Here is a 20,674-nt window from a genome sequence, read left to right on the forward strand (position 1 = left end):
TCGATGCGGGCGTATTCTTGCACAATCCTCTGAATGACAGGGCCATATGCTTAAGAATGGGATGATCGACGGGATTTTGCATAGCTCGCAATTGACGGCCTGCTCCATATGGGAAAGATTCGTATTCAGGACGACAACCGATTTGCATCCATGTAAGGGGATGAGATCAACGGGAAATTGAGTTGCAGCAAGGCGGTCATGACCACCCTCGAGAGCATTAGCAGCGATAAACTGGCCAAATACAGTTCAGGCACTGCAGGTGCAGTGTTGTTCCTGCTGATGTACTTTTTCTTCTGGATTCATACGACGCCCTTTCCCGATCTGTCGGGCGACCCGTCAAACGCCAATGATTCCAATCTGATCAACCAGTTGTCGATCCTGATTTTGTCAGGCTCGTACTTACTATTCGCGCTGTTCAGCCCGATGCGGCAGACCATTTTGCAGCCGCGCATTTTGTTATGCACCCTGTTCCTCTGGTATACGTTTGTATCCGTTATCTCCTCTTATCCCGCCGAAGCGCTGAAGCATCTGGTTCTTGCCATGCTGGTTTGCATTAATGCCGGCATATTTCTCCTGCTACCCGCCACGGAAGAGCGGTTCGCCAAACTGCTGGGGATTGCCACGCTGATAATGCTTGCCGTTGCCTATTTCGGCGTGTTTTTCCTGCCGGTCCGGGCAATTCACCAAGCATCGGAGGTGCGCGAGCCATTGCTGGCAGGCTTCTGGCGCGGACAGTTCGTTCACAAGAATTCCGCAGCGGCAATCATGGTTATCGCGGTTTTTTTCGGTCTTTATGTCTACAGCATGAAGCGGCGCGTGACGGGCGGGTTGATCGTGGTCCTGTCCGTCATCTTTCTTCTGCACACCGGCGGAAAAACCTCCACAGCGGCTTTGCCCGGCATTCTCATTCTCGCATTCATCTTTGAGACGTGGAAATGGACACGCATTCCGATCGCGGTGGGGAGTATTGCGCTCATCAATTTCTTCACGATCGGCTCGGCTGTGTCCCCGGCCGTTCGGGCTTTCGTAACATCCCTTGGTATTGATGCATCATTTACCAACCGGACCGACATTTGGAAGGTGGCATTCACCGCGATTTCCCAGAATCCGATCACCGGTTACGGGTTCCAGCTATTCTGGGGAACCAAAGAGATTGTCTACGGCGGCGGTTCCATTGAAACTTGGGCCGTTGCCGCATTCAACGGACACAATGCCTATCTCGATATTTTGCTGACAACAGGTATTCCGGGATTGCTGCTGACACTGACATGGCTGGTGTTCCTGCCGCTGAAATATATCTCCCAGGCCACCAAAACCACGAACAATCCCTATTTGACCCGCCTGTTCATCCGCATCTGGCTTTATGGCGTGTTGACGGCCTGTGTCGAAACCGTGTTTTTCGAAAGCGGGAGCCCGATGTGGTTCTCGCTTCTTTTTGCCGTTTTCGGGCTGCGGCTGCAGGCAAACGCCAGTCTAGAATCCGAACAGCAGGCGCGCGTTGCGGCCTGACTGTCTGAATGACAGACCGCCGCGCTGTGCCCATTATTGGGTAACGTTAATGTCGAAACTGATATAGGAAAAGAAATCGCTGCCCGATGTCTTGGAAGAAACAGAGACGGAATCCTTGCCGGTGAACCCGGGTGCAGGGGTATAATTCACAAAGATTTTCGCAATAGTGCGCGAATTGCACTTGCGCCGCCGCTCTCCTTCGGTGAAGGCCGAATGGCCGGTACCACGGGAAAAACTGACCGTTCCATGGGAAGGACCCGAGGTGACTTTCATCGTCGGCACTGTCGGCGTCGAACAATCATCATTCACTGAATAAAAGCCCGAAAGAGTTTTTGTTGTTCCCGCTTTGACTGAAACCTTTTCCATCCCGGAACCGGTCTTTGTCGCCTGGGGATTAGGTGTTTGACATGCGGAAAGGAAAAAGCCCGCCGCAATTAACGCCAAGCCAGATGCTACTATCTTCAAGTTCATATGCTATCCCCCGATCAATAATATTCAATCTGTAAAGGGTTATTTGTCTTTCGGCTACGATCCCAAAGTAGTATCCAAAAAAATATCTTTGACTTTACTGCCAAGCCTCAATCTCGGCATCGGCAAAGCCAACCGGCTTGAACCCCATGCGCTGATACATTTGCAAGGCACGCGGGCTGTCGAGTGTGTTGGTTTCGATAATGACCTTTTTCGGATTGCTCATCCACGCGGTGGAAATCGCTTCACTGAGAAAGAATTTTGCCAGCCCCCGCCCCTGAAACTCCGGTATCAGACCAAAATAGAGAATTTCGGCAACGCCGGGCTGCTGATTGAGCACCAGTTCAAAAAATCCGGCGGGCGAACCATCCACATAAAGCACATGGATATCGACGGAATCGCGATGGATAATCGCCGTCAGGGCCTCGTCGTTGAGGTTGCGATGGACGAACCAGTGATGCGGCTTGCCCACCTGCTCATAGAGGAAGCGATAGAATGGCAGCGAAATCTGCTTGGCCGACATGATCGCCAGCTTGAAACTGGCAGGCATGGGCACGGAAATGCCTGACCGCTCCTCCATCTCAAGCAGCGTCACGCGGGTCTTTAATATCTTGGGTTTATCGCTCATCACGCTTCGCCGATATCGACCGGCGTATCCTTTTGTCCGCCCCATTCGGTCCACGAGCCATCATAAAGGATATTGTCCTTATGGCCGAGGGATTCGAGTGCCAATGTAATCACAGCAGCGGTAATGCCTGAACCACAGGTCGTAGCGATGGGTCCATTGAGATCCACGCCCGCATCGTCCAGCACCTTACGCAAAGCAGGCAAATCCTTGAGGTAACCGTTGTCGGCCAGTGTCGAGGACGGCACACTGCGCGCTCCGGGCATATGACCAGACCGCAACCCTTCGCGTGGCTCGGGATCTTTGCCGATAAAACGCCCGGCAGAGCGTGCATCGGCAACCTGCCGCGACTTGCTGTCAACGATCTTCCGCATATCGGCGAGATTTGCCACCTTGTCCGCCTGAAAATCCGCAATGAACGCTGACGGCGCTATCTTTGTGGCTTCACTGGTGACGGGTCTGCCATCTTTCTTCCAGTTGTCGAAACCGCCGTCAAGGACGAACACATTCTTTGCGCCCATGACGCGCAGCATCCACCAGACACGCGGCGACGTGTTCATGCCGGGGCCATCATACACAATGATCGTATCATCATTGGTGATGCCCATGCTGCTGACTGCTGCGGCAAAGGCTTCTGGCTTGGGCAATGTGTGCGGCAGCGATGATTCCGGATCGGACAATTTCTCATGGTCGAAGAACACGGCGCCCGGAATATGCGCGGCTTTGTATTCACCCTCAGCATCGCGGTTGAGGAACGGGAAATACCATGACGCATCAAGAATGCTCAGTCCGGGCTGTCCCAGCCGTTCCTGCAACCAGTCGGGTGAAACCACAAAGGCGCTCTTGTCAGACACGGTCATTCTCCTTCCGGCAAGGCACCGAAACGGATGCGGAACCGCCGGTTTTCCTTGCCCTTCTTTTCTATTTTACCGATATGGATTTCGCCCACTTCACCCGTCATGGCGACATGGGTGCCGCCGCATGGCTGCGAGTCAATCGACGCGTCCTTGCCGATGCAGACAAGACGAATGCGCCCCGTGCCCGTCGGCGGGCGCACGTTCTTCGATTTGATCAGGCCGGGATTGGCAGCAAGCTCGTCATCGGTAATCCAGCGGGTGAAAATCGGATGGTTGGCATTGACCAGTTCCATCAGCTTTTCCGTCACGCCTTCCTTGGTCACACCCGCATCGGGCAGATCGAAATCGACCCGGCTGTCATCTTCGGCAACGGAAGCGCCGGTAATCGGGAATGGGCAGACAACGCTGAGCAGATGGCAGGCGGCATGCATGCGCATCAGCTTATAGCGGCGATCCCAATCGATGCGCAGCAATAGCTTTTCGCCGATAGCGGGCACCGGCTGGTCGGGTGCGGGAACATGGATGATTTCCTCCTTGGTCTCGCCCGTGACGGTCGCGGCAATCGCAATGGTGCTGCCATCGGCGCGCACAAACATACCGGTATCACCCGGCTGGCCGCCCGACGTGGCATAGAAAATCGTCCGGTCCGTGAGGATGCCGCCGCGCTCGTTGACGGCAAGGACCGTCGCTTCGATTTCCTTCAGATAGGACTCATCACGGAACAGGATTGTTGTGTCGTATGCCATCAATTCTTGCTTTCGAACGGAACGGATATATTGATCTTTTTCTCCATCCACGCGGGGACAGGCAAATCCTTGGAACGCAGGAATTCCGGGTTGAACATTTTCGACTGATAACGATTGCCATAGTCGCAAAGGATGGTGACGATGGTGTGGCCGGGACCAAGATCGCGGGCCAGATGCATGGCACCGGCAATGTTGATGCCGGAGGAGCCGCCAAGGCAAAACCCCTCTTCGGTCACAAGATCAAACACCACATCCAATGCTTCGGCATCCGGTATCTGATAGGAAAAATCCGGGGTAAAACCTTCCAGATTGGCCGTGACACGCCCCTGCCCGATGCCTTCTGTGATCGAGCCGCCTTCAGATTTGAATTCGCCCGTCGTGTAATAGGAATAAAGTGCCGCGCCGAGCGGATCAGCGAGACCAATCTTGACGTCAGGGTTGCGGGATTTCAGCCCTGCTGCAACCCCCGCCAGCGTACCGCCCGACCCGACTGCGCAGATGAAACCATCGACTTTGCCATTGGTATCGCGCCAGATTTCCGGCGCCGTGGTTTCCACATGCGCCAGCCGGTTGGCGACATTGTCGAACTGGTTGGCCCAGATCGCGCCGTTCGGCTCGGTCTTGGCCATCTGTTCGGCCAGACGCCCGGAAACTTTGACGTAATTGTCGGGGTTCTTGTAAGGCACTGCCGGAACTTCAACGAGTTCGGCACCAAGCAGGCGTAGCGCATCCTTCTTTTCCTGGCTCTGGGTCTCGGGGATAACAATGACCGTGCGATAGCCCAGCGTCTTGGCAACCATGGTGAGGCCAATGCCGGTATTGCCGGCTGTGCCTTCGACGATCACCCCGCCCGGACGCAGCAGGCCACGATTTTCCGCATCACGGATAATGTAGAGCGCTGCCCGGTCCTTGACCGACTGCCCGGGGTTCAAAAACTCGGCTTTTCCGTAAATATCGCACTCGGTCAGAGCGGATGCCTTGCTGAGGCGGATAAGCGGGGTGTTCCCGATGGCGTCGATCACTGAATTCAACATAGGCCAAGTCCTTCATTCTGCTTGGCTTCAACCTATTTGTCCGATGCACGCCGTTCAAGCGCAGAATGGCGAAATGTCCGGTTTTGTTTTGCGGATACAACCTGCCTCAACCAACAAAAAGGCCGCCGATACGGTGTATCGACGGCCTGATGGATTTTATGGTTCAGAGCTTATGCAGCCTTGGCACCAAAGCTCTTGCGCTTGTTGCGGCGGAATGGACGCTTCTGCTCAGGCGAACCGCCATCATTGGTCCAGACTTTTTCACCACGTGCTTCACGCGGCTTGCCGGCGCCCTGACCGCGATGCGGCTTCTTGCCCGGTGCGCCATTGCCGCCTTCGCGGCGAGCTGGACGCTGATCGTTGCTGGCAACACGTGCCGGCAGGCTCGACAGATCAATCGGCGAATCGGCAAGCGGCAGGCGCATACGTGTAACGCGCTCGACGGCCTTGAACTTTGACGCTTCTTCAGCCGGATCGTACAGAGTGATCGCATTGCCCGATGCACCATTACGACCTGTGCGGCCGATACGGTGCACGTAGCTTTCCGGCTCATCCGGGAGATCGAAATTGATCACGTGACTGATGCCGACAACATCAATACCGCGTGCGGCAATGTCGGTGGCAACGAGAACACGGACAGAACCGTCCTTGAAGCCGTTAAGCGCGCGCTGGCGGGCATTCTGCGACTTGTTGCCATGAATGGCAGCCACGTCATAGCCGTCCTTTTCCAGAACACGGGTGACCGCATCGGCACCGTGCTTGGTACGGGTGAACACGATGACCGAAGACAAGGTCTCATCCTTCAGCATGGCCGAAAGAACCTGCTTCTTCTGCTTGGTCGGGATCATGTGCACGACCTGCTTGATCTCGGCAGCGGTGGTTCCCTGTGGAGCCACTTCGACACGGATCGGATTGCGCAGCAGGCTTTCAGCCAGCGTTGCGACTTCCTTTGGCATGGTTGCGGAGAACAGCGCGGTCTGGCGATCGCGGTGTGTGCCCTTGGCAATGCGCTTCACATCATTGATAAAGCCCATGTCGAGCATACGGTCGGCTTCGTCCAGAACGAGCCAGCGAGTCTCGGACAGATCGATGCGGTTGTCGCGCACGAGATCGGTCAAGCGGCCGGGAGTTGCGATGAGAACGTCAACGCCGCCCTGCATCTTGTTGATCTGAGCCACGCGCGATACGCCGCCGAGCACAAGCGCGGTGGAGATATGCGCACCCTTGGACAGCTTGCGGACCGTCTCTTCGATCTGCACGGCCAATTCGCGGGTTGGAGCCAGAATGAGCGCACGGGCAGTTTTGCCCTTGCGCTTATCGCCGATGGTCAGGATCTTCTGCAGGATCGGCAGGCTGAAAGCCGCCGTCTTGCCGGAGCCAGTCTGGGCGATGCCGAGAATGTCCTGACCGGCGAGTTGTGCCGGGATAGCCTGTTCCTGGATTGGCTTGGGAGTAGCCATTCCAGCTGCCTCGACTGCTTTCAGCAGGATGGCATTCAGACCCATGGCGGCAAAGCCGGTTTTTTCAATATTTTCCAATTCAATCTTCTTTCATTGACCAAACGCAATACAAATTGCGGGCCATAAACGCATCGCAGGGCGCAACCCGCATGCAACATTTTTGAGGTAAACGACGAGACGCGAGGAACAAGAAGTTCCATGCGACTTGCGCAGCCGTGCCTGTGACAGTGTGTCAGCAGGTCTTAGACGCCACGAAGTCCGCAATCGGAAGACCGGTATATGTCCGGTCCAAGCGCCTGGGTGGCATATGGGCTCTCTTTGCCAAAAAAGCAAACGATTTTATTGTGCGCTGCAAAATGACCTTGAATGCAGGGGCCGCTTATCCGGCTAAAATGGCCGGTTCGCCCGGCCGTTCAGCTGTGATGTTGCCGCTGTAAAGCGCGGCGATCAGATCAGATTGCGTGACGATGCCAACCAGTTTTTCATTATCATCCGCCACAGGCAGATGATGCAATCCCCGGTCGGCCATGGCAGGCACCAGTTCCGTCACCAGTGTTTGCGGGCGGACGAACTGCACTTCCGCCGTCATGATATCGGCAACGGTGCGCTGCGCACGGCGGTCGAGCTTGACGGCCCGGCGCAAGCGGCGCGCCAGACCGATGTTCAGATCGCCATCCCTGCTCCAATTGGCATTTTCCATGAAATCCGTCTGGGTGACGATGCCGATGATATTGCGATGCGCATTGACGACCGGCAGTGCCTTAATGCGATGCTTGACCAACAAAGCCCAAGCGAGATGCAGCGGCGTATCGGCTTTCACAGTGGCAAGGTCGGTTGACATTATCTGCTCGCAGCGCACTTCGCCGAAGCGGCGTTGATAGGCCTGCATTTCGGTCCTGTGCAGGATGGTATCAAGATCATCCGGGCTGATATTCAGCACCTCGTCGTACTGGCGGAGAACCGTATCAAGATCAGCAGGGGTAAAACCCAGCCGCCGCGTCGGCAAGGGATCGGCGGTCTTGTGCACATTGGCGGCAGACACCGGCACGATGTGCGGATAACGCCGCCCGGTCAGATTGTTGTAAACCAGCGCCGCAACGAGCAGCAGCAGCGAGTTGAGGCCAACCGGCCACAACACAAATCCATACCCAAGATTGTGCACGACCGGACCACCAAGCACGGCAGTCAGCGCAACTGCACCACTCGGCGGATGCAATGAGCGCGTGAGCATCATGGCGAGAATGGCAAGGGACACGCCGACCGCAGAGGCGATAACGAGATCAGGTATCCAAATCGCGCAGGTCACACCGATCACCGCCGCAATCGTATTACCGGCAATGATGGACCAAGGCTGGGCCAGCGGGCTTGAGGGTACGGCAAACAACAACACCGCCGAAGCGCCCATCGGCGCAATCAGCAACGGCACTGCCGTCGTTGCACCCAGCGCTGCCTCACTAACGATGCCGGTGATGAAGACGCCAAGCAACGCACCGAAACAGGCGCGCAAACGCTCCATTCCACTGACCGGTGCCAGTGCGGGCAGGAATCGCTTCAGGTTGGGCAGGAGCGGTTTCATCATGCGGTCTCGACGTTGCGCCAAAGCGCATACCGCCTGTAACGCCCCCTGGCAAAGAATGAATTGCTCAAGAGAGGCAAAAAACCAGAAAATTACCCCAATACCTCTATGCTGCGTCGGGCAACTGAATGGCTTTGACGGGCGGTTGTTCGTGCTGCAGAGCTTTTGCTAGTTCGTAGCTGGTCTGCAACGTCAGCCAAAACCTGGCCGTGCTGACGCCTGCCCGTTCCAGTCGAATAGCCAGATCAGGGCTTATCCCCGCCTTTCCATTCAAAATACGGGAGAGCGTAACGCGCGAAATGGCAAGCCGGCTTGCCGCTTCGGTAACATTCATGCCGAGCGGTTCAAAGACATCTTCACGGAGCAGTTCACCGGGATGAGGTGGAGTCTTCATCATTTGCAGCATCCTCTCAGTGGTAGTCCAGATAATCAACGAGCTCGACGTCCTTTCCATCGAAACGGAAGGTCACACGCCAATTGCCATTGACCCATATTGACCAGTGCCCTTTCAGCGCGCCTTTTAACGGATGTAACCGGTAACCGGGCAAGTTAAGTTCTTCGGAACGCGTCGCATTCTCAAGAGCATATAAAATACGCGACAATTTTGGCGCATGGGCTGGTTGTATGCCTCGTATGGATCCGGTGCGGTAGAAACTCTCCAAGCCCTTATGTCGAAAGCGCATAATCATAGTGATGTGTAAACTGTAACGATACACTTTGCAAGGAAATTGGCTGAAATCCAGCGTTCTGCGCCCAATCTACCGCGCGAAACGCTTGGCGCCTGCCACGCAAAGGATCACGCCGAGGGTGACCAGGACCATCGACCAGCCCACGGTTTCATGCAGCAGGGTCGCGGCAAGGACGAGGCCGAAAAACGGCTGCAACAATTGCAATTGCCCCACTGCCGCGATGCCGCCCTGGGCCAGACCGCGATACCAGAAGATGAAACCGATCAGCATTGAGAACAACGAGACATAACCAAGACCGAGCCATGCGCCCTGCCCAATACCGCTCCAATCATGCGGCATGATATAAAGTGTCAGCGGCAGGATGAGCGGCAGGGATAGAACCAGCGCCCAGGAAATCACCTGCCAGCCGCCGAGTTTGCGTGAGAGCTGCGCACCCTCCGCATAACCGAGACCGCAGACGATAATCGCGGCGAACATCAGCAAATCGCCCGTTACTGAGGTCGTGATGCCTTGAAACAGCGCGAACCCGACAACGAACAGGCTGCCAAGACAGGAAAACAGCCAGAAGACCGGCCGCGGACGCTCACCGCCGCGCAGCACGCCGAAAATGGCGGTTGAGAGCGGCAGCAGGCCGATAAACACGATGGAATGGGCAGACGTAACGTGGCGCAGAGCCAGCGCTGTCAGCAGCGGAAATCCAACCACGACGCCCAATGCCACAACAAACAGCGACATCAGATCGGCTTTTGCCGGACGTTTTTCACGGAAAGCCAAAAGCATCACCAGTCCCAGCAGCGCTGCGATGCTCGCGCGGGCAACTGTCAGGAATACCGGGTCGAAATCGGCAACGGCAACGCGCGTGGCCGGAAGCGAGCCGCTGAAAATCAGCATCCCGACAAATCCATTGATCCAGCCGCTCGTCATCTTGTCCATTATCACACCTCATTTTCTCAAAGCATTTCGTCCGGACAGAGTGGTTCTGTGCAGACAAAATCGCTCCCGGTATCAACTGACGGCTATGGATTTTCCAGAGACGGTACAGTACAATTTTGCCAAACTGTCATGGGACTGTGAGCAGCACAGATGGATCAGAAGAACGAAATAAGCGATCACGCGGGAACTCTCGTGGACCGGGTCATGCAGGCAATTCGCCAGCGAATTGCCGGGCGCACGCTGGGCGCCGGGGCGCGCCTGCCCTCGATCCGCAGCTTTGCAACAACGATGAGTGTGTCCAAGTCCACCATTGTCGAGGCCTATGACCGGCTTGCTGCGGACGGGACGATCCAGTCGCGGCGTGGATCAGGTTTCTATGTGGCGGGGCACATGCCGCCGCTGTCGTTGTCTGAGATCGGGCCACGGCTTGATCACGCCATCAACCCGCTCTGGGTGTCTCGCATCTCACTGGAAACCAATGATGATATGTGCAAACCCGGATGCGGTTGGCTGCCGCCGTCCTGGATGCCCGAAGCTGGTGTCCGCCGCGCCTTGCGGACACTTGCCCGCGCTGATGACGCCGTGCTCACCGACTATGCTTCACCCTCTGGATTGAAACCGCTGCGCCAGCTCCTTTCACGACGCATGGCCGAACATGGGATTGAGGCGGCACTCGACCAGATCATGATTACCGAGTCCGGAACAGAAGCCATCGATCTGCTTTGCCGTTTTCTGGTCGAGCCGGGCGATGCGGTGATTGTCGATGATCCCTGTTATTTCAACTTTCACGCGCTATTGCGGGCGCACCGCGTCAAGGTGATCGGCGTACCATATACCCCTACCGGCCCCGATCTTGAGCGGTTTGCCGAGGCTCTGATCGAGCATCGGCCTCGCCTCTACATCACCAATTCGGCGCTGCATAACCCGACGGGAGCGATACTTTCACCGCTGACGGCACACCGGTTGTTGAAGCTGGCTGAGCAACACGACCTCACAATCATTGAAGATGACATCTTTGCTGATTTCGAGCACGAACCTGCACCGCGTCTCGCCGCCTTCGATGGATTGGAGCGCGTTATACATATGGGCAGCTTCTCCAAATCCCTCTCGGCGTCGGTGCGCTGCGGGTTTATCGCGGCGCGGCGCGACTGGATTGACGGGCTGGTGGACTTGCGCATTGCCACATCATTCGGTGGCGGTCGGCTAGCATCAGAGCTGGTCCTGCTGATGTTGAAAGACGGAACATACCGCAAGCACATGGACCATTTACGGGCGCGTCTCGCCCACAGCATGGGTGAAACCAGCGCAAAGTTGAAAGCGCTCGGCATCGTCCCTTGGATCGAACCGCGCGGCGGCATGCTTTTATGGTGCAAGCTTCCCGATGGTGTTGATGCGGCCAAAGTGGCGCAGGAAGGGTTGAAAGAACGCATCGTGTTCGCACCCGGCAACGTGTTCAGTCAAAACCAGTCAGCCCATAGCTATATGCGCTTCAATGTGGCGCAATGCGCCGATCCACGCATTTTCCACGTGCTGGAAAATGCGCTAAACCGCCGCGAGCATACCTTGCAGCGTTAGGACAGTGCGCCAGTTGCGCGCTGTCAGCGGCACTTTCAGCACCTTGTCGAGAGCTTCTGCGAGTTTCGAAGTGCCGAAACCTTCCGGGGTATAGAGATAAAGCACCCGGTTGCGCACTGTGAACTCTTCCGAGTCATTGGCCCTTTTGGCAAGCTCAATGAGAGCCGCATCCGTCGGATCGTCGTCCATAACCACCGCGTGCAGGGCTTTCGGGTTATCCAGCGCCTGCGGATAGGCATTTTTATTGACCATGCAGTTCCACTCATCTTCGCTGCGGATGGTGACGCGTGAGGGGAAACCAAACGTTCTTGGAAAAATTTCAGTGATCGTTTCCGCAACACGGCGGGCTGTTTGATCGGACGTCAAAATGACATTGCCGCTCTGGACGTATGTCTTGACATCATTGAACCCGGCCACACCCAGAACCATGCGCAATGTTTCCATCTTGACGATCTTGTTGCCGCCGACGTTGATGCCTCTGAAAAGCACGACATATTTGGTCATGGTGCCCCTTTGTCGATCTGCTCCGCCAGTTGCGCGAGCTTCATCACCGTGTTCCAGTTGCGAGCCGTTGCTGCCACTTTCAGTGTCGACTCGATTTTGCTGAAGAGTTTGGAATCGGAAGCGCCTTGCGGCGGGTAATAATAAAGCACCTTGCCAGCAACCACGAACTGTTCCGGACCGGCGTTCTTGCGTGCCAGCGCTTCGATTGCAGCAGTGTCCGGCGCATCTTCAAGCACGTAAGCGTGGAGCTTGTTGCCTTCGCTTGCCGCGTCAGGAAACGGATTGCCTGCGATAAGCTTCTTCCATGCAGCCTTGCTGACAATCATGATGGATTTGGAAAAATCAAACTTTTCCCGACAGATAGCTGAGACTCTTGCAATAATTTGCCTGGGCGTTCTGTCGGAGATGAGAACCACATTGCCAGTGTTGATATAGGTAGCGACCTTCTCAAAACCGTCTGCCAGAAGCGAGGCCTTTAGCGGCTGTACCGGCAGCAATGTTGCACCGCCGACGCCGCGAAACAGAATGATGTAGGTCGTTTTACGCCCCATGCCACCTCAAAGCCTGACGCTGGGATTTTTCCCTTACGTCCTGCCAACCCCTTTGCCCTTATGCATAATCTTACAGGGGATTGAACGAACTGCAACCAATGGATGTTGCTAGTTGTGCTAGATGATCAACCCGGCGATTGTTTCATTCTCGGTGATATCCTGATAGGCCCAGCCAGCTTCATCAAAGCGCTTGAACAATGCGTCGAAGTTCGCCTTGTTTTTGGTTTCGATACCGATCAGCACGGAACCAAAATTGCGCGCCGACTTTTTCAGATATTCAAAGCGGGCAACGTCATCCTCCGGGCCAAGCAGGTCAAGGAATGAACGCAAGGCACCTGGACGCTGCGGGAAACGGAAGATGAAATATTTCTTCAACCCTTCATAGCGAAGCGAGCGTTCCTTCAGTTCCGGCAGGCGTTCGAAATCAAAATTACTGCCTGATATGACCAGAACAATACGTTTGCCCTTAATATCACTCTTCTTGAAATCCTTGAGCGCATCAATGGCCAGTGCACCGGCGGGTTCAACAACAATGCCCTCAATGTTGAGCATTTCGATGATAGTTGAACTCAGGCGATTTTCCGGAATCAAAGTCACAGAATCCGCAGTGAAATGCTTGAGAAGTTTGAAGTTTTCACGGCCAAGTTCGGCAACCGCCGCGCCATCGACGAAGTTGTCGACCGTATCCAGCTTGACTCGCTTACCTGCCTCCAGACTGCGCTTCAGGCTCGGCGCGCCTGCGGGTTCAACGAAGCGGAACCGGGTTTCCCAGCCAAGATCGGTGAGATAACGCGTTACGCCCGCCGACAGGCCGCCACCGCCAACGGGGAGGATCATCAGATCCGGTTTGCGTTTGTCCGGTAACTGCCTGGCAATTTCGTGCGCTACGGTTGCCTGCCCGGTGATAATATCCGCATGGTCGAAAGGCGGCACCATGACCGCGCCCTTTTCCGCTGCAAAATCCTGCGCGGCGGCGTAGCACTGATCGAAAATATCGCCGACAAGACGGATTTCGATGAATTCGCCACCAAAGGTGCGGGTCTTGTCGATCTTCTGCTGTGGTGTTGTTACAGGCATGAACACAACGCCATGTTTGCCGAAATGCCGGCAAATAAAGGCAAAACCCTGCGCATGATTGCCAGCGGAGGCGCAAACGAAAGTCAAATCTTCAGATTTGTGCTCGTTCAGGTAGTGCGCGATGAAATTGAAAGCGCCGCGTATCTTGTACGACCGGACCGGCGACAGGTCCTCACGCTTCAGCCAAATCCGCGCGCCATATTTGTGCGAAAGGTAATGGTTGAGTTGCAGCGGTGTTTCCGGGAACAGCGCGCGCATCTTTTCTGTCGCGCGGTCCACGGCCTTGATGAATGCAGTCATAGGAACAGATCAACCTTCTCGAATGTTCTGACATCGATAATGCCGACATCCGAAATACGCAATTCCGGAATGACCACCAGCGCCAGCAGCGAGTGTTGCATGTAAGCGTTGTTGAGACTGCAACCCATGGCGCGCATGGCGTTGACAAGCTTGTCGGCCTTGGCTGCGACCACTTCAGCCCGCTGATCGGACATCAATCCGGCAATCGGCATTTCCACCAGCGCCAGTTCGCGGCCTTTGGAGAACAGGACAACGCCGCCGCCGACTTCTCCCAGACGATTGGCAGCTTTCGCCATATCATCCTTGTTGGTACCGACAACGATCATGTGGTGACTGTCATGCGCGACGGTTGAGGCCATGGCGCAATCCAGCGTGTAGCCGAATCCCGACACGAACCCATTGACCACAGCCCCTGTTCCCCGATGCCGCTCCACCAGCGCGATCTGACAAACGTCGTTGCGCCGGTCCATCTGCACAATGCCGTCGGAGACGGAGAGTTCGGCCTCCAGCGCCTTGGTGGGCGCCTGATTTTCAATAACGCCGATCACCCGCGCCGTCACATGTTTGGTTGGTTTAGGCGCCTTGATGTCGAAATCGCGGGCAGCAAGCTTCTTGCCCAGCTTGATCGTGTTCTTGGCAAAGGCTGGATAATCATAGGCCGGAATTTCCGTAACAAGCTTGCCCTTTTCCGCCAGCAGAACCCCGCGTCCATAGACGCGGTCAATGGTGAGGTTGGCGAGGTCCGAAACAATGAGGAAATCGGCAAGACGTCCCGGCGTGATCGAGCCGATCTCGCGTTCCATACGGAAATGCTGCGCGGTATTGAGCGTTGCCATCTGGATCGCCGTTACCGGCTTCAGGCCCTGCGCGATGGCATGGCGCACAACGCGGTCCATATGGCCGTCATTGACCAGCGTGCCGGAATGGCTGTCGTCTGTACACAGGATGAAATTGCGCGGATCAAGCCCCTGCTCCGTTACTGCCTTGATTTGGCTGGCCACATCATACCAGGCCGAGCCAAGCCGGAGCATGGCGCGCATGCCCTGCCGCACCCGGGCAATCGCGTCTTCCATGCGGGTGCCTTCGTGGTCGTCTTCCGGTCCGCCCGCTACATAGCCGTGGAAAGCGCGGCCGAGTTCCGGCGAGGCAAAATGTCCGCCGACCGTTTTTCCGGCCGTGACGGTCGCGTCGATACCGCCGCGCATCGTTGCGTCATTGTTGGCAACGCCGGGGAAATTCATCACTTCACCCAGACCCACGATGTTTGGCCATGTCATGGCTTCAGCCACATCGGCGGGAGTGATCGAGGCACCGGCATTTTCCAATCCCGGCGCTGACGGCACGCAGCTTGGCATCTGGACATGCACATTGATCGGCATCTCAAGCGCCTCGTCATGCATCAGCCTGACACCTTCCAGGCCGAGCACATTGGCGATTTCATGAGGATCAATGAACATTGATGTGGTGCCATGCGGAATGACCGCACGGGTGAACTCGGTGACCGTCACCATGCCGCTTTCCACATGCATATGCGCATCGCACAGGCCCGGCACCAGATAGCGCCCCCCGGCATCGACCACCTTTGTCTTGGGTCCAATGCAATGTTCAACGCCATGACCAACAAAGGCAAATCGTCCGGCAACAACAGCAATGTCCATACCCGCGATAATCTCACCGGAATAAACACTGACAAGACGGCCATTGCGCACGACAAGATCAGCATGTTTACGGCCCATGGCGACATCAACCAGCAACGGCGCTGATTCTGTCCATGTCTGCGGTTTATTGCCGGTCTTTGCCTGTCTGCTCATCTCATCACCTCATTCACTATGTAGATAATCCATATACCAAAAAGTCGCTTGCGACCGTGTTCACCGCACAATCATCAAAAAAAATCGCGAAACCTATGAAATACTTGACATACCGGCTCAGGTTGCCTCCGATAGTATTGAATGCACGGCATCGGTAAGGGTCGCCAATATCCGGGAGGGAAAAAGGATATGGCGGAACCACGGTGCAACATATCAAAGTCATTCATGGGTGATACTCTGGGAGGAATATTAATGCACAAACTCTTATTCTCGCTGGCTACAACTGCGACTATCGCACTGCTTGCCGGCAGCGCTCAGGCCGAAGGCTATCCTGAACGCAATATCACGATGGTTGTACCTTTCGCGGCGGGTGGCCCGACAGATACTGTGACCCGGCTTGTAGCAGAATCCATGTCCAAGGATCTTGGCCAGCAGATTATCGTTGAAAATGTCGGTGGCGCAGGCGGCACGCTGGGTGCCTCGCAGGTGGCAAAGGCCGAAGCAGACGGCTACACGCTGCTCTTGCATCACATCGGCATGGCGACCAGTGCAACGCTCTATCGCAAACTGCCCTATGACACGCTCAATGCGTTCGAATATGTCGGGCTCGTTACCGATGTTCCAATGACCATCGTTGCCAAGAAGGATCTCGAGGCAAAGGATCTGAAAGGTCTCGTTGAATATGTGAAGGCCAATGCCGACAAGGTCACGCTAGCCAATGCCGGTATCGGCGCCGCATCGCACCTGTGCGGCATGCTGTTTATGAGCGAATTGAAGACCCCGCTCGTCACCGTTCCTTACAAGGGCACAGGTCCTGCCATGACCGATCTACTCGGCGGACAGGTCGATCTGATGTGCGACCAGACAACCAACACCACCAAGCAGATCAAGGGGGGTACGATCAAGGCTTACGCCGTGACATCGGCAAAGCGCCTCGCTGCCCTGCCTGATCTGCCAACGGTTGCGGAAGCCGGGCTGCCCGGTCTGCAGGTTGGTATCTGGCATGGCATCTACGCACCAAAAGGCACGCCGAAAGACGTCACAGAGAAGCTTTCCGTATCGCTGCAGAAGGCCTTGAAAGACCCGAACGTCGTTGCTCGCTTTGCCGAACTTGGCACCGTGCCGGTTACCGATGCGGAAGCAACACCAGCCGGTCTCAAGACCAAGCTTGAAAGCGAAGTCACCCGCTGGAAGCCGGTGATTGAAGCTGCCGGACAATATGCCGACTGATTGAACGGGTTTTCCGTTCTGATGTGTCATCTCCCCTGCACGGGGAGATGTGACGACGTATCGGACACAACAAGCCGAAAAGGCAACTGTGGGGGTTTCATGAAATCGTTGAGTTTCAGTTCGCGCGACCTGATCTGTGGTCTGCTGTTCATTGCGGCGGGTCTGGTTTTCGCCATTCAGGCCTACGGGCTTGATCTTGGCACCGCATTCCGCATGGGGCCGGGCTATTTCCCGCTGGTGCTCGCCAGCATTCTTGTGCTGCTCGGCATCATCGTCATTATTCAGGGCACGCAGCTCGAGCATGAGCCTATGGGCCCGATTGCCTGGCGCGGTATCCTGTTCATCCTGCCAGCGCCTATTCTTTTTGGCCTGACAGTACGCGGCCTTGGCTTTGTACCGTCGCTGTTTCTGACCGCACTGCTGGCGGCGTTTGCCAGCGTAAAAATGAAACCCGCTATGGCGCTGCTGCTGGTCAGCGGCCTCACACTGTTTTCCGTAATGGTCTTCAGTTATGCGCTCGGACTGCCCTTCCGGCGGTTCGGTCCATGGCTCGGACAGTGAGGGCCTGACGATGGATCTTCTGAACAATCTCGCCCTTGGCTTTGCCACCGCCGGAACGCCGTGGAATCTATTTTTCTGCTTTATCGGGGTCATTCTCGGCACGCTCATCGGCGTGCTTCCCGGTATCGGTGCAACGGCAACCATCGCCATGCTGCTGCCCATCACCTTTCAGCTTGAGCCCGTCTCTTCGCTGATCATGCTCGCGGGTATCTATTACGGCGCGCAATATGGCGGCTCGACTACGGCTATCCTGATCAATATGCCGGGCGAATCCTCATCCGCCGTGACCGCTATTGACGGCTATCAGATGGCGCGAAAGGGGCGCGCGGGGGCGGCGCTGGCCATTGCAGCTATTGGATCGTTCTTTGCCGGAACGGTCTCGACATTCCTCGTCGCCGTCTTTGCGCCGCCGCTGACTGCCATCGCACTCAAATTCGGTTCCGCCGAATATTTCTCGTTGATGATTGTCGGTCTTGTCTCCTCCATCGCCCTCGCCCATGGCTCCGTGATCAAGGCGCTCGGCATGGTGGTACTCGGGCTGCTGCTCGGGCTTGTCGGCACGGATATCTACACCGGTACGCCGCGCTTCAATCTCGGCATTCTCGAACTGTCGGATGGGCTGAATTTTGTTGCCGTGGCGGTCGGCGTGTTCGGTATCGCCGAAATCCTGCGCAATCTCGAAAACGAGCATGACCGGGAGGTGATGATCAAAAAGGTCTCCAACCTCTGGCCGACAAAGCAGGACTGGAAGGAAATGACAGCGCCGATCCTGCGCGGCACGGCCATCGGTTCGGCACTTGGCATTCTGCCGGGTGGCGGTGCGATCCTTGCGTCCTTCGCCTCCTATACGGTGGAAAAGCGCGTATCAAAAAAACCGCAGGAATTCGGCAAGGGCGCCATTGCCGGTGTTGCCGGTCCTGAATCAGCCAACAATGCGGGCGCGCAGACATCCTTTATTCCGATGCTGACGCTCGGCATTCCGGCCAACCCCGTTATGGCACTGATGATCGGTGCGATGATCATTCAGGGCATCGTGCCCGGTCCCAATGTGGCGACGGAACAACCCGCACTGTTCTGGGGCATCATCGCCTCCATGTGGATTGGCAATCTGATGCTGATCCTGCTCAACCTGCCGCTGATCGGGCTATGGGTAAAGCTGCTGACCATCCCCTACTACATGCTGTTTCCCACGATTATCGCGTTCTGCGCCATCGGCGTCTACAGCGTCAATTCCAACGTGTTCGACCTCTTCGCCGTCGCCTTCTTCGGTCTGATCGGTTACGTACTGGCCAAGCTGCGTTGCGAACCGGCACCGCTGCTGCTGGGTTTTGTGCTGGGACCATTGCTGGAAGAGCATCTGCGCCGCGCGATGATCATGTCACGCGGTGATCCGTCGACTTTCGTGACACGGCCAATCAGCCTGACACTGCTGATCCTCGCTGCTGCGGTTCTGGTGGTCGTCCTGCTGCCCAGCATCCGCAAGAAGCGGGACGAGGTGTTTGTCGAGGATTGATGAAATATCCCGGCGTCTGAATTCAGGGCGCCGGGATGACCACGTAGCTCACAACCTTCGTCTGGTCTGGATAATATTTAAAGCTCAGCGTCACCTGCTTGATGTTTGCAGGCGGGGTGGCAACACCGGAGCTTTGCATCAGGCTTGATACAACCGGATTGAGGCCCTCGCCAAACCAGATAAACAGCGCAGGAAAATGAATGCGCGATATGGCATTCGGCGTTTCCAGATGCACCGGATTGATGGAATTGTCATAGATGCGCAGATTGCCCGGCAGTTGCGGACCATCCGATACCGCCGTCTGATAATAGCCATCGGCGCGGGTTGCAGCGAAAAGCTTGGCATAGTCCAACTGGCCTATCGAGGGTGCACCACCATCCCGAGCATAGAGAATGTTGACGGCCAGTATGGGGATAACTGCCAATGCGCATAGCGCGCCGACAATGGCAAAGCGCTTCAGCGGCAGATCCGAAGCAATATAGCGCCCCAGCAGAATCGTCAGGTAGAGCGGTGAAAGGAAGAGTACGGGCTGCAGCCAGCGATCCTTCACCTCAGCCGCGCCTGAAATAAGCACGCCGACAAAAACGCAGGCCAAGCCAAAAAACAGAATGCGGCCGACAAATGTTTCGCCATCGCTCCAAGCGGATTTCGGCGTGATCTGTTGGACGCGGCTTCTCCACCATGCAATCGCGAAAAACACCAGCGCCACGCCGGAGAAGAGAATGCCGTTGAGGAACAGTTTCCATTCGCCATGCAACCGGCTGATGATCAGCTGCCCGCCTTCATTCATCTGGAACTTGTGCGATCGTGCCAGAAGATTTTCCATGTGCGAAAGCGCCCACAGACCCGTGGGGGTGACCGCGGCAATAAAGGCAACAAGGGTCCATATCGTGGTGCGGGACAACAGTACGGCGCGGTAAGCGGGCACCGAGAAACCAGCCAGAACCAGCCCGATCAGGAAAAAACTGGCATTGAATTTACCGAGAAGCCCGGCGGCGACGCCCAGCCCAAGCAGAACGGCCGAATGCCACGAGCGCGATTTCATATGCCAGGCGAAAGCTAGAAATGCCCAGGCACAACCGGTCGTGCCGCCCACCGAATGCGTGAGGGTGCGTTGCGATTCCCATGCAATCTGCGGCAGCAGGAACACGCCGATCATACCGGCTGTCGCCACCATTTTCGATGTGCCGAGCAGGCGCGCGCCAAAGTAAACACTGGCAAAAAGGCTGGCCAGCATGCCGAACTTCACGAGAAAAATGGTGAAAAGGCTGATGCCCAGGATATTCCCGGCAATGCTGTTGATCCACGTATAGAGCGGCGCCTGCGAGCCGCCATATCCCCATTGCAATGCGCCGACATAAGCCAATTGTTCGGCATCATCGACACCGGCACCATTGGAAATCGTTGTCAGGAAAAACACCTGAAAGGCGAAATACAGCAGAACGAACAGCAGCCCGGGATTTTCCGAAGCGAACTGCCTGATACTGCCAATTGGGGAGTGAACCGATGTGGCTGGCATTGTTTCCTGGCACCTTTGTGTGGGCCGCTTCTAGTCGAAGTTACCGGGAAAATCCACCGGTACGAATGTTGGATGCAAGGTCAACTGCGAGCTTAACAGCAACGGCAGACCAAACGCTCAAATGTTGATAAAATTT

The 20,674-nt window shown here is 56.1% G+C and carries 20 protein-coding genes; 5 read left to right on the forward strand and 15 right to left on the reverse strand.

Annotated features, from left to right (window positions below; all coding sequences use genetic code 11):
* Positions 1-198 precede the first annotated feature (198 nt).
* On the forward strand, positions 199-1,509 hold the full coding sequence (locus tag HB779_RS15995) for an O-antigen ligase (RefSeq protein ID WP_244642390.1): 1,311 nt from the start codon (positions 199-201) through the stop codon (positions 1,507-1,509).
* Positions 1,510-1,542: 33 nt separating this feature from the next.
* Here the strand turns inward: HB779_RS15995 and HB779_RS16000 are convergent, their stop codons facing one another.
* From HB779_RS16000 to HB779_RS16045, 10 genes are all read right to left on the reverse strand, one after another.
* Positions 1,543-1,875, reverse strand: coding sequence for an Ig-like domain-containing protein (locus HB779_RS16000; protein ID WP_188343283.1), 333 nt, complete (start codon positions 1,873-1,875; stop codon positions 1,543-1,545).
* A 199-nt stretch (positions 1,876-2,074) separates the two neighbouring features.
* Positions 2,075-2,605 carry an N-acetyltransferase gene (locus HB779_RS16005; RefSeq protein ID WP_188343284.1) on the reverse strand — a complete coding sequence of 177 codons (531 nt, stop codon included), beginning with the start codon at positions 2,603-2,605 and terminating at the stop codon, positions 2,075-2,077.
* Positions 2,605-3,456, reverse strand: coding sequence for a 3-mercaptopyruvate sulfurtransferase (sseA, locus tag HB779_RS16010; RefSeq protein ID WP_188343285.1), 852 nt, complete (start codon positions 3,454-3,456; stop codon positions 2,605-2,607). The genes HB779_RS16005 and sseA overlap by 1 nt, the downstream gene beginning before the upstream one ends.
* 2 nt (positions 3,457-3,458) lie before the next feature.
* Positions 3,459-4,205, reverse strand: a complete 747-nt coding sequence (locus HB779_RS16015; RefSeq protein ID WP_188343286.1) for an alanyl-tRNA editing protein — start codon at positions 4,203-4,205, stop codon at positions 3,459-3,461.
* The gene (locus tag HB779_RS16020; RefSeq protein WP_188343287.1) at positions 4,205-5,239 is read right to left on the reverse strand and encodes a cysteine synthase A; all 1,035 of its coding nucleotides are present in this window, start codon (positions 5,237-5,239) and stop codon (positions 4,205-4,207) included. Before HB779_RS16020 ends, HB779_RS16015 begins: the two co-directional genes overlap by 1 nt.
* 170 nt (positions 5,240-5,409) lie before the next feature.
* The gene (locus HB779_RS16025) at positions 5,410-6,744 is read right to left on the reverse strand and encodes a DEAD/DEAH box helicase (protein WP_188345963.1); all 1,335 of its coding nucleotides are present in this window, start codon (positions 6,742-6,744) and stop codon (positions 5,410-5,412) included.
* A 334-nt stretch (positions 6,745-7,078) separates the two neighbouring features.
* Entirely contained in the window at positions 7,079-8,278 is a 1,200-nt protein-coding gene (locus tag HB779_RS16030; RefSeq protein ID WP_188343288.1) for an HPP family protein, read from the reverse strand.
* A 103-nt stretch (positions 8,279-8,381) separates the two neighbouring features.
* Positions 8,382-8,672 carry a HigA family addiction module antitoxin gene (locus tag HB779_RS16035; protein ID WP_188343289.1) on the reverse strand — a complete coding sequence of 97 codons (291 nt, stop codon included), beginning with the start codon at positions 8,670-8,672 and terminating at the stop codon, positions 8,382-8,384.
* A 13-nt stretch (positions 8,673-8,685) separates the two neighbouring features.
* A complete protein-coding gene (locus tag HB779_RS16040) occupies positions 8,686-8,964 on the reverse strand; it encodes a type II toxin-antitoxin system RelE/ParE family toxin (protein ID WP_188343290.1) in 279 nt (92 codons plus the stop codon).
* Positions 8,965-9,033: 69 nt separating this feature from the next.
* Entirely contained in the window at positions 9,034-9,897 is an 864-nt protein-coding gene (locus tag HB779_RS16045) for a DMT family transporter (protein WP_188343291.1), read from the reverse strand.
* 150 nt (positions 9,898-10,047) lie between these two features.
* Here HB779_RS16045 and HB779_RS16050 point away from each other — a divergent pair, with 150 nt between their 5' ends.
* The gene (locus tag HB779_RS16050) at positions 10,048-11,472 is read left to right on the forward strand and encodes a PLP-dependent aminotransferase family protein (protein ID WP_188343292.1); all 1,425 of its coding nucleotides are present in this window, start codon (positions 10,048-10,050) and stop codon (positions 11,470-11,472) included.
* Here HB779_RS16050 and HB779_RS16055 read toward each other — a convergent pair.
* The 4 genes from HB779_RS16055 to ade form a co-directional block, all read right to left on the reverse strand.
* On the reverse strand, positions 11,440-11,976 hold the full coding sequence (locus HB779_RS16055; RefSeq protein WP_188343293.1) for a DUF1697 domain-containing protein: 537 nt from the start codon (positions 11,974-11,976) through the stop codon (positions 11,440-11,442). The two genes, HB779_RS16050 and HB779_RS16055, sit on opposite strands and share 33 nt — an antisense overlap.
* On the reverse strand, positions 11,973-12,527 hold the full coding sequence (locus HB779_RS16060; RefSeq protein ID WP_188343294.1) for a DUF1697 domain-containing protein: 555 nt from the start codon (positions 12,525-12,527) through the stop codon (positions 11,973-11,975). The genes HB779_RS16055 and HB779_RS16060 overlap by 4 nt, the downstream gene beginning before the upstream one ends.
* A gap of 117 nt (positions 12,528-12,644) precedes the next feature.
* A complete protein-coding gene (ilvA, locus tag HB779_RS16065) occupies positions 12,645-13,904 on the reverse strand; it encodes a threonine ammonia-lyase IlvA (RefSeq protein ID WP_188343295.1) in 1,260 nt (419 codons plus the stop codon).
* Positions 13,901-15,715, reverse strand: coding sequence for an adenine deaminase (gene ade, locus HB779_RS16070; protein WP_188343296.1), 1,815 nt, complete (start codon positions 15,713-15,715; stop codon positions 13,901-13,903). Before ade ends, ilvA begins: the two co-directional genes overlap by 4 nt.
* Positions 15,716-15,967: 252 nt before the next feature.
* On the opposite strand from ade, the gene HB779_RS16075 reads away from it, so the two are divergent.
* From HB779_RS16075 to HB779_RS16085, 3 genes are all read left to right on the forward strand, one after another.
* The gene (locus HB779_RS16075) at positions 15,968-16,945 is read left to right on the forward strand and encodes a tripartite tricarboxylate transporter substrate binding protein BugD (protein ID WP_188343297.1); all 978 of its coding nucleotides are present in this window, start codon (positions 15,968-15,970) and stop codon (positions 16,943-16,945) included.
* Between the two features lie 99 nt (positions 16,946-17,044).
* Positions 17,045-17,506 (forward strand): tripartite tricarboxylate transporter TctB family protein, encoded by a 462-nt coding sequence (locus HB779_RS16080; RefSeq protein WP_188343298.1) that lies wholly within the window; start codon positions 17,045-17,047, stop codon positions 17,504-17,506.
* Between the two features lie 10 nt (positions 17,507-17,516).
* Positions 17,517-19,019: a tripartite tricarboxylate transporter permease gene (locus HB779_RS16085; RefSeq protein ID WP_188343299.1), complete on the forward strand. Its 1,503-nt coding sequence runs from the start codon at positions 17,517-17,519 to the stop codon at positions 19,017-19,019.
* Positions 19,020-19,041: 22 nt separating this feature from the next.
* Here the strand turns inward: HB779_RS16085 and HB779_RS16090 are convergent, their stop codons facing one another.
* Positions 19,042-20,538: a glycosyltransferase family 39 protein gene (locus HB779_RS16090; RefSeq protein WP_188343300.1), complete on the reverse strand. Its 1,497-nt coding sequence runs from the start codon at positions 20,536-20,538 to the stop codon at positions 19,042-19,044.
* Between the last annotated feature and the right edge of the window lie 136 nt (positions 20,539-20,674).

Origin of the sequence: Phyllobacterium sp. 628 (genome assembly GCF_014189505.1) — a bacterium.
GTDB lineage: Bacteria > Pseudomonadota > Alphaproteobacteria > Rhizobiales > Rhizobiaceae > Phyllobacterium.

What these genes read in the sequence shown, in the direction of transcription:
- HB779_RS16025 (WP_188345963.1), bottom strand. Translation starts at nt 6,744, where the DNA reads ATGGGTCTGAATGCCATCCTGCTGAAAGCAGTCGAGGCAGCTGGAATG.
- HB779_RS16005 (WP_188343284.1), bottom strand. Translation starts at nt 2,605, where the DNA reads ATGAGCGATAAACCCAAGATATTAAAGACCCGCGTGACGCTGCTTGAG.
- HB779_RS16080 (WP_188343298.1), top strand. Translation starts at nt 17,045, where the DNA reads ATGAAATCGTTGAGTTTCAGTTCGCGCGACCTGATCTGTGGTCTGCTG.
- ade (WP_188343296.1), bottom strand. Translation starts at nt 15,715, where the DNA reads ATGAGCAGACAGGCAAAGACCGGCAATAAACCGCAGACATGGACAGAA.
- HB779_RS16090 (WP_188343300.1), bottom strand. Translation starts at nt 20,538, where the DNA reads ATGCCAGCCACATCGGTTCACTCCCCAATTGGCAGTATCAGGCAGTTC.
- HB779_RS16085 (WP_188343299.1), top strand. Translation starts at nt 17,517, where the DNA reads ATGGATCTTCTGAACAATCTCGCCCTTGGCTTTGCCACCGCCGGAACG.
- HB779_RS15995 (WP_244642390.1), top strand. Translation starts at nt 199, where the DNA reads ATGACCACCCTCGAGAGCATTAGCAGCGATAAACTGGCCAAATACAGT.
- HB779_RS16045 (WP_188343291.1), bottom strand. Translation starts at nt 9,897, where the DNA reads ATGGACAAGATGACGAGCGGCTGGATCAATGGATTTGTCGGGATGCTG.
- HB779_RS16075 (WP_188343297.1), top strand. Translation starts at nt 15,968, where the DNA reads ATGCACAAACTCTTATTCTCGCTGGCTACAACTGCGACTATCGCACTG.
- HB779_RS16030 (WP_188343288.1), bottom strand. Translation starts at nt 8,278, where the DNA reads ATGATGAAACCGCTCCTGCCCAACCTGAAGCGATTCCTGCCCGCACTG.
- HB779_RS16040 (WP_188343290.1), bottom strand. Translation starts at nt 8,964, where the DNA reads ATGATTATGCGCTTTCGACATAAGGGCTTGGAGAGTTTCTACCGCACC.
- HB779_RS16000 (WP_188343283.1), bottom strand. Translation starts at nt 1,875, where the DNA reads ATGGAAAAGGTTTCAGTCAAAGCGGGAACAACAAAAACTCTTTCGGGC.
- HB779_RS16035 (WP_188343289.1), bottom strand. Translation starts at nt 8,672, where the DNA reads ATGATGAAGACTCCACCTCATCCCGGTGAACTGCTCCGTGAAGATGTC.
- HB779_RS16020 (WP_188343287.1), bottom strand. Translation starts at nt 5,239, where the DNA reads ATGTTGAATTCAGTGATCGACGCCATCGGGAACACCCCGCTTATCCGC.
- HB779_RS16055 (WP_188343293.1), bottom strand. Translation starts at nt 11,976, where the DNA reads ATGACCAAATATGTCGTGCTTTTCAGAGGCATCAACGTCGGCGGCAAC.
- ilvA (WP_188343295.1), bottom strand. Translation starts at nt 13,904, where the DNA reads ATGACTGCATTCATCAAGGCCGTGGACCGCGCGACAGAAAAGATGCGC.
- HB779_RS16015 (WP_188343286.1), bottom strand. Translation starts at nt 4,205, where the DNA reads ATGGCATACGACACAACAATCCTGTTCCGTGATGAGTCCTATCTGAAG.
- HB779_RS16050 (WP_188343292.1), top strand. Translation starts at nt 10,048, where the DNA reads ATGGATCAGAAGAACGAAATAAGCGATCACGCGGGAACTCTCGTGGAC.
- HB779_RS16060 (WP_188343294.1), bottom strand. Translation starts at nt 12,527, where the DNA reads ATGGGGCGTAAAACGACCTACATCATTCTGTTTCGCGGCGTCGGCGGT.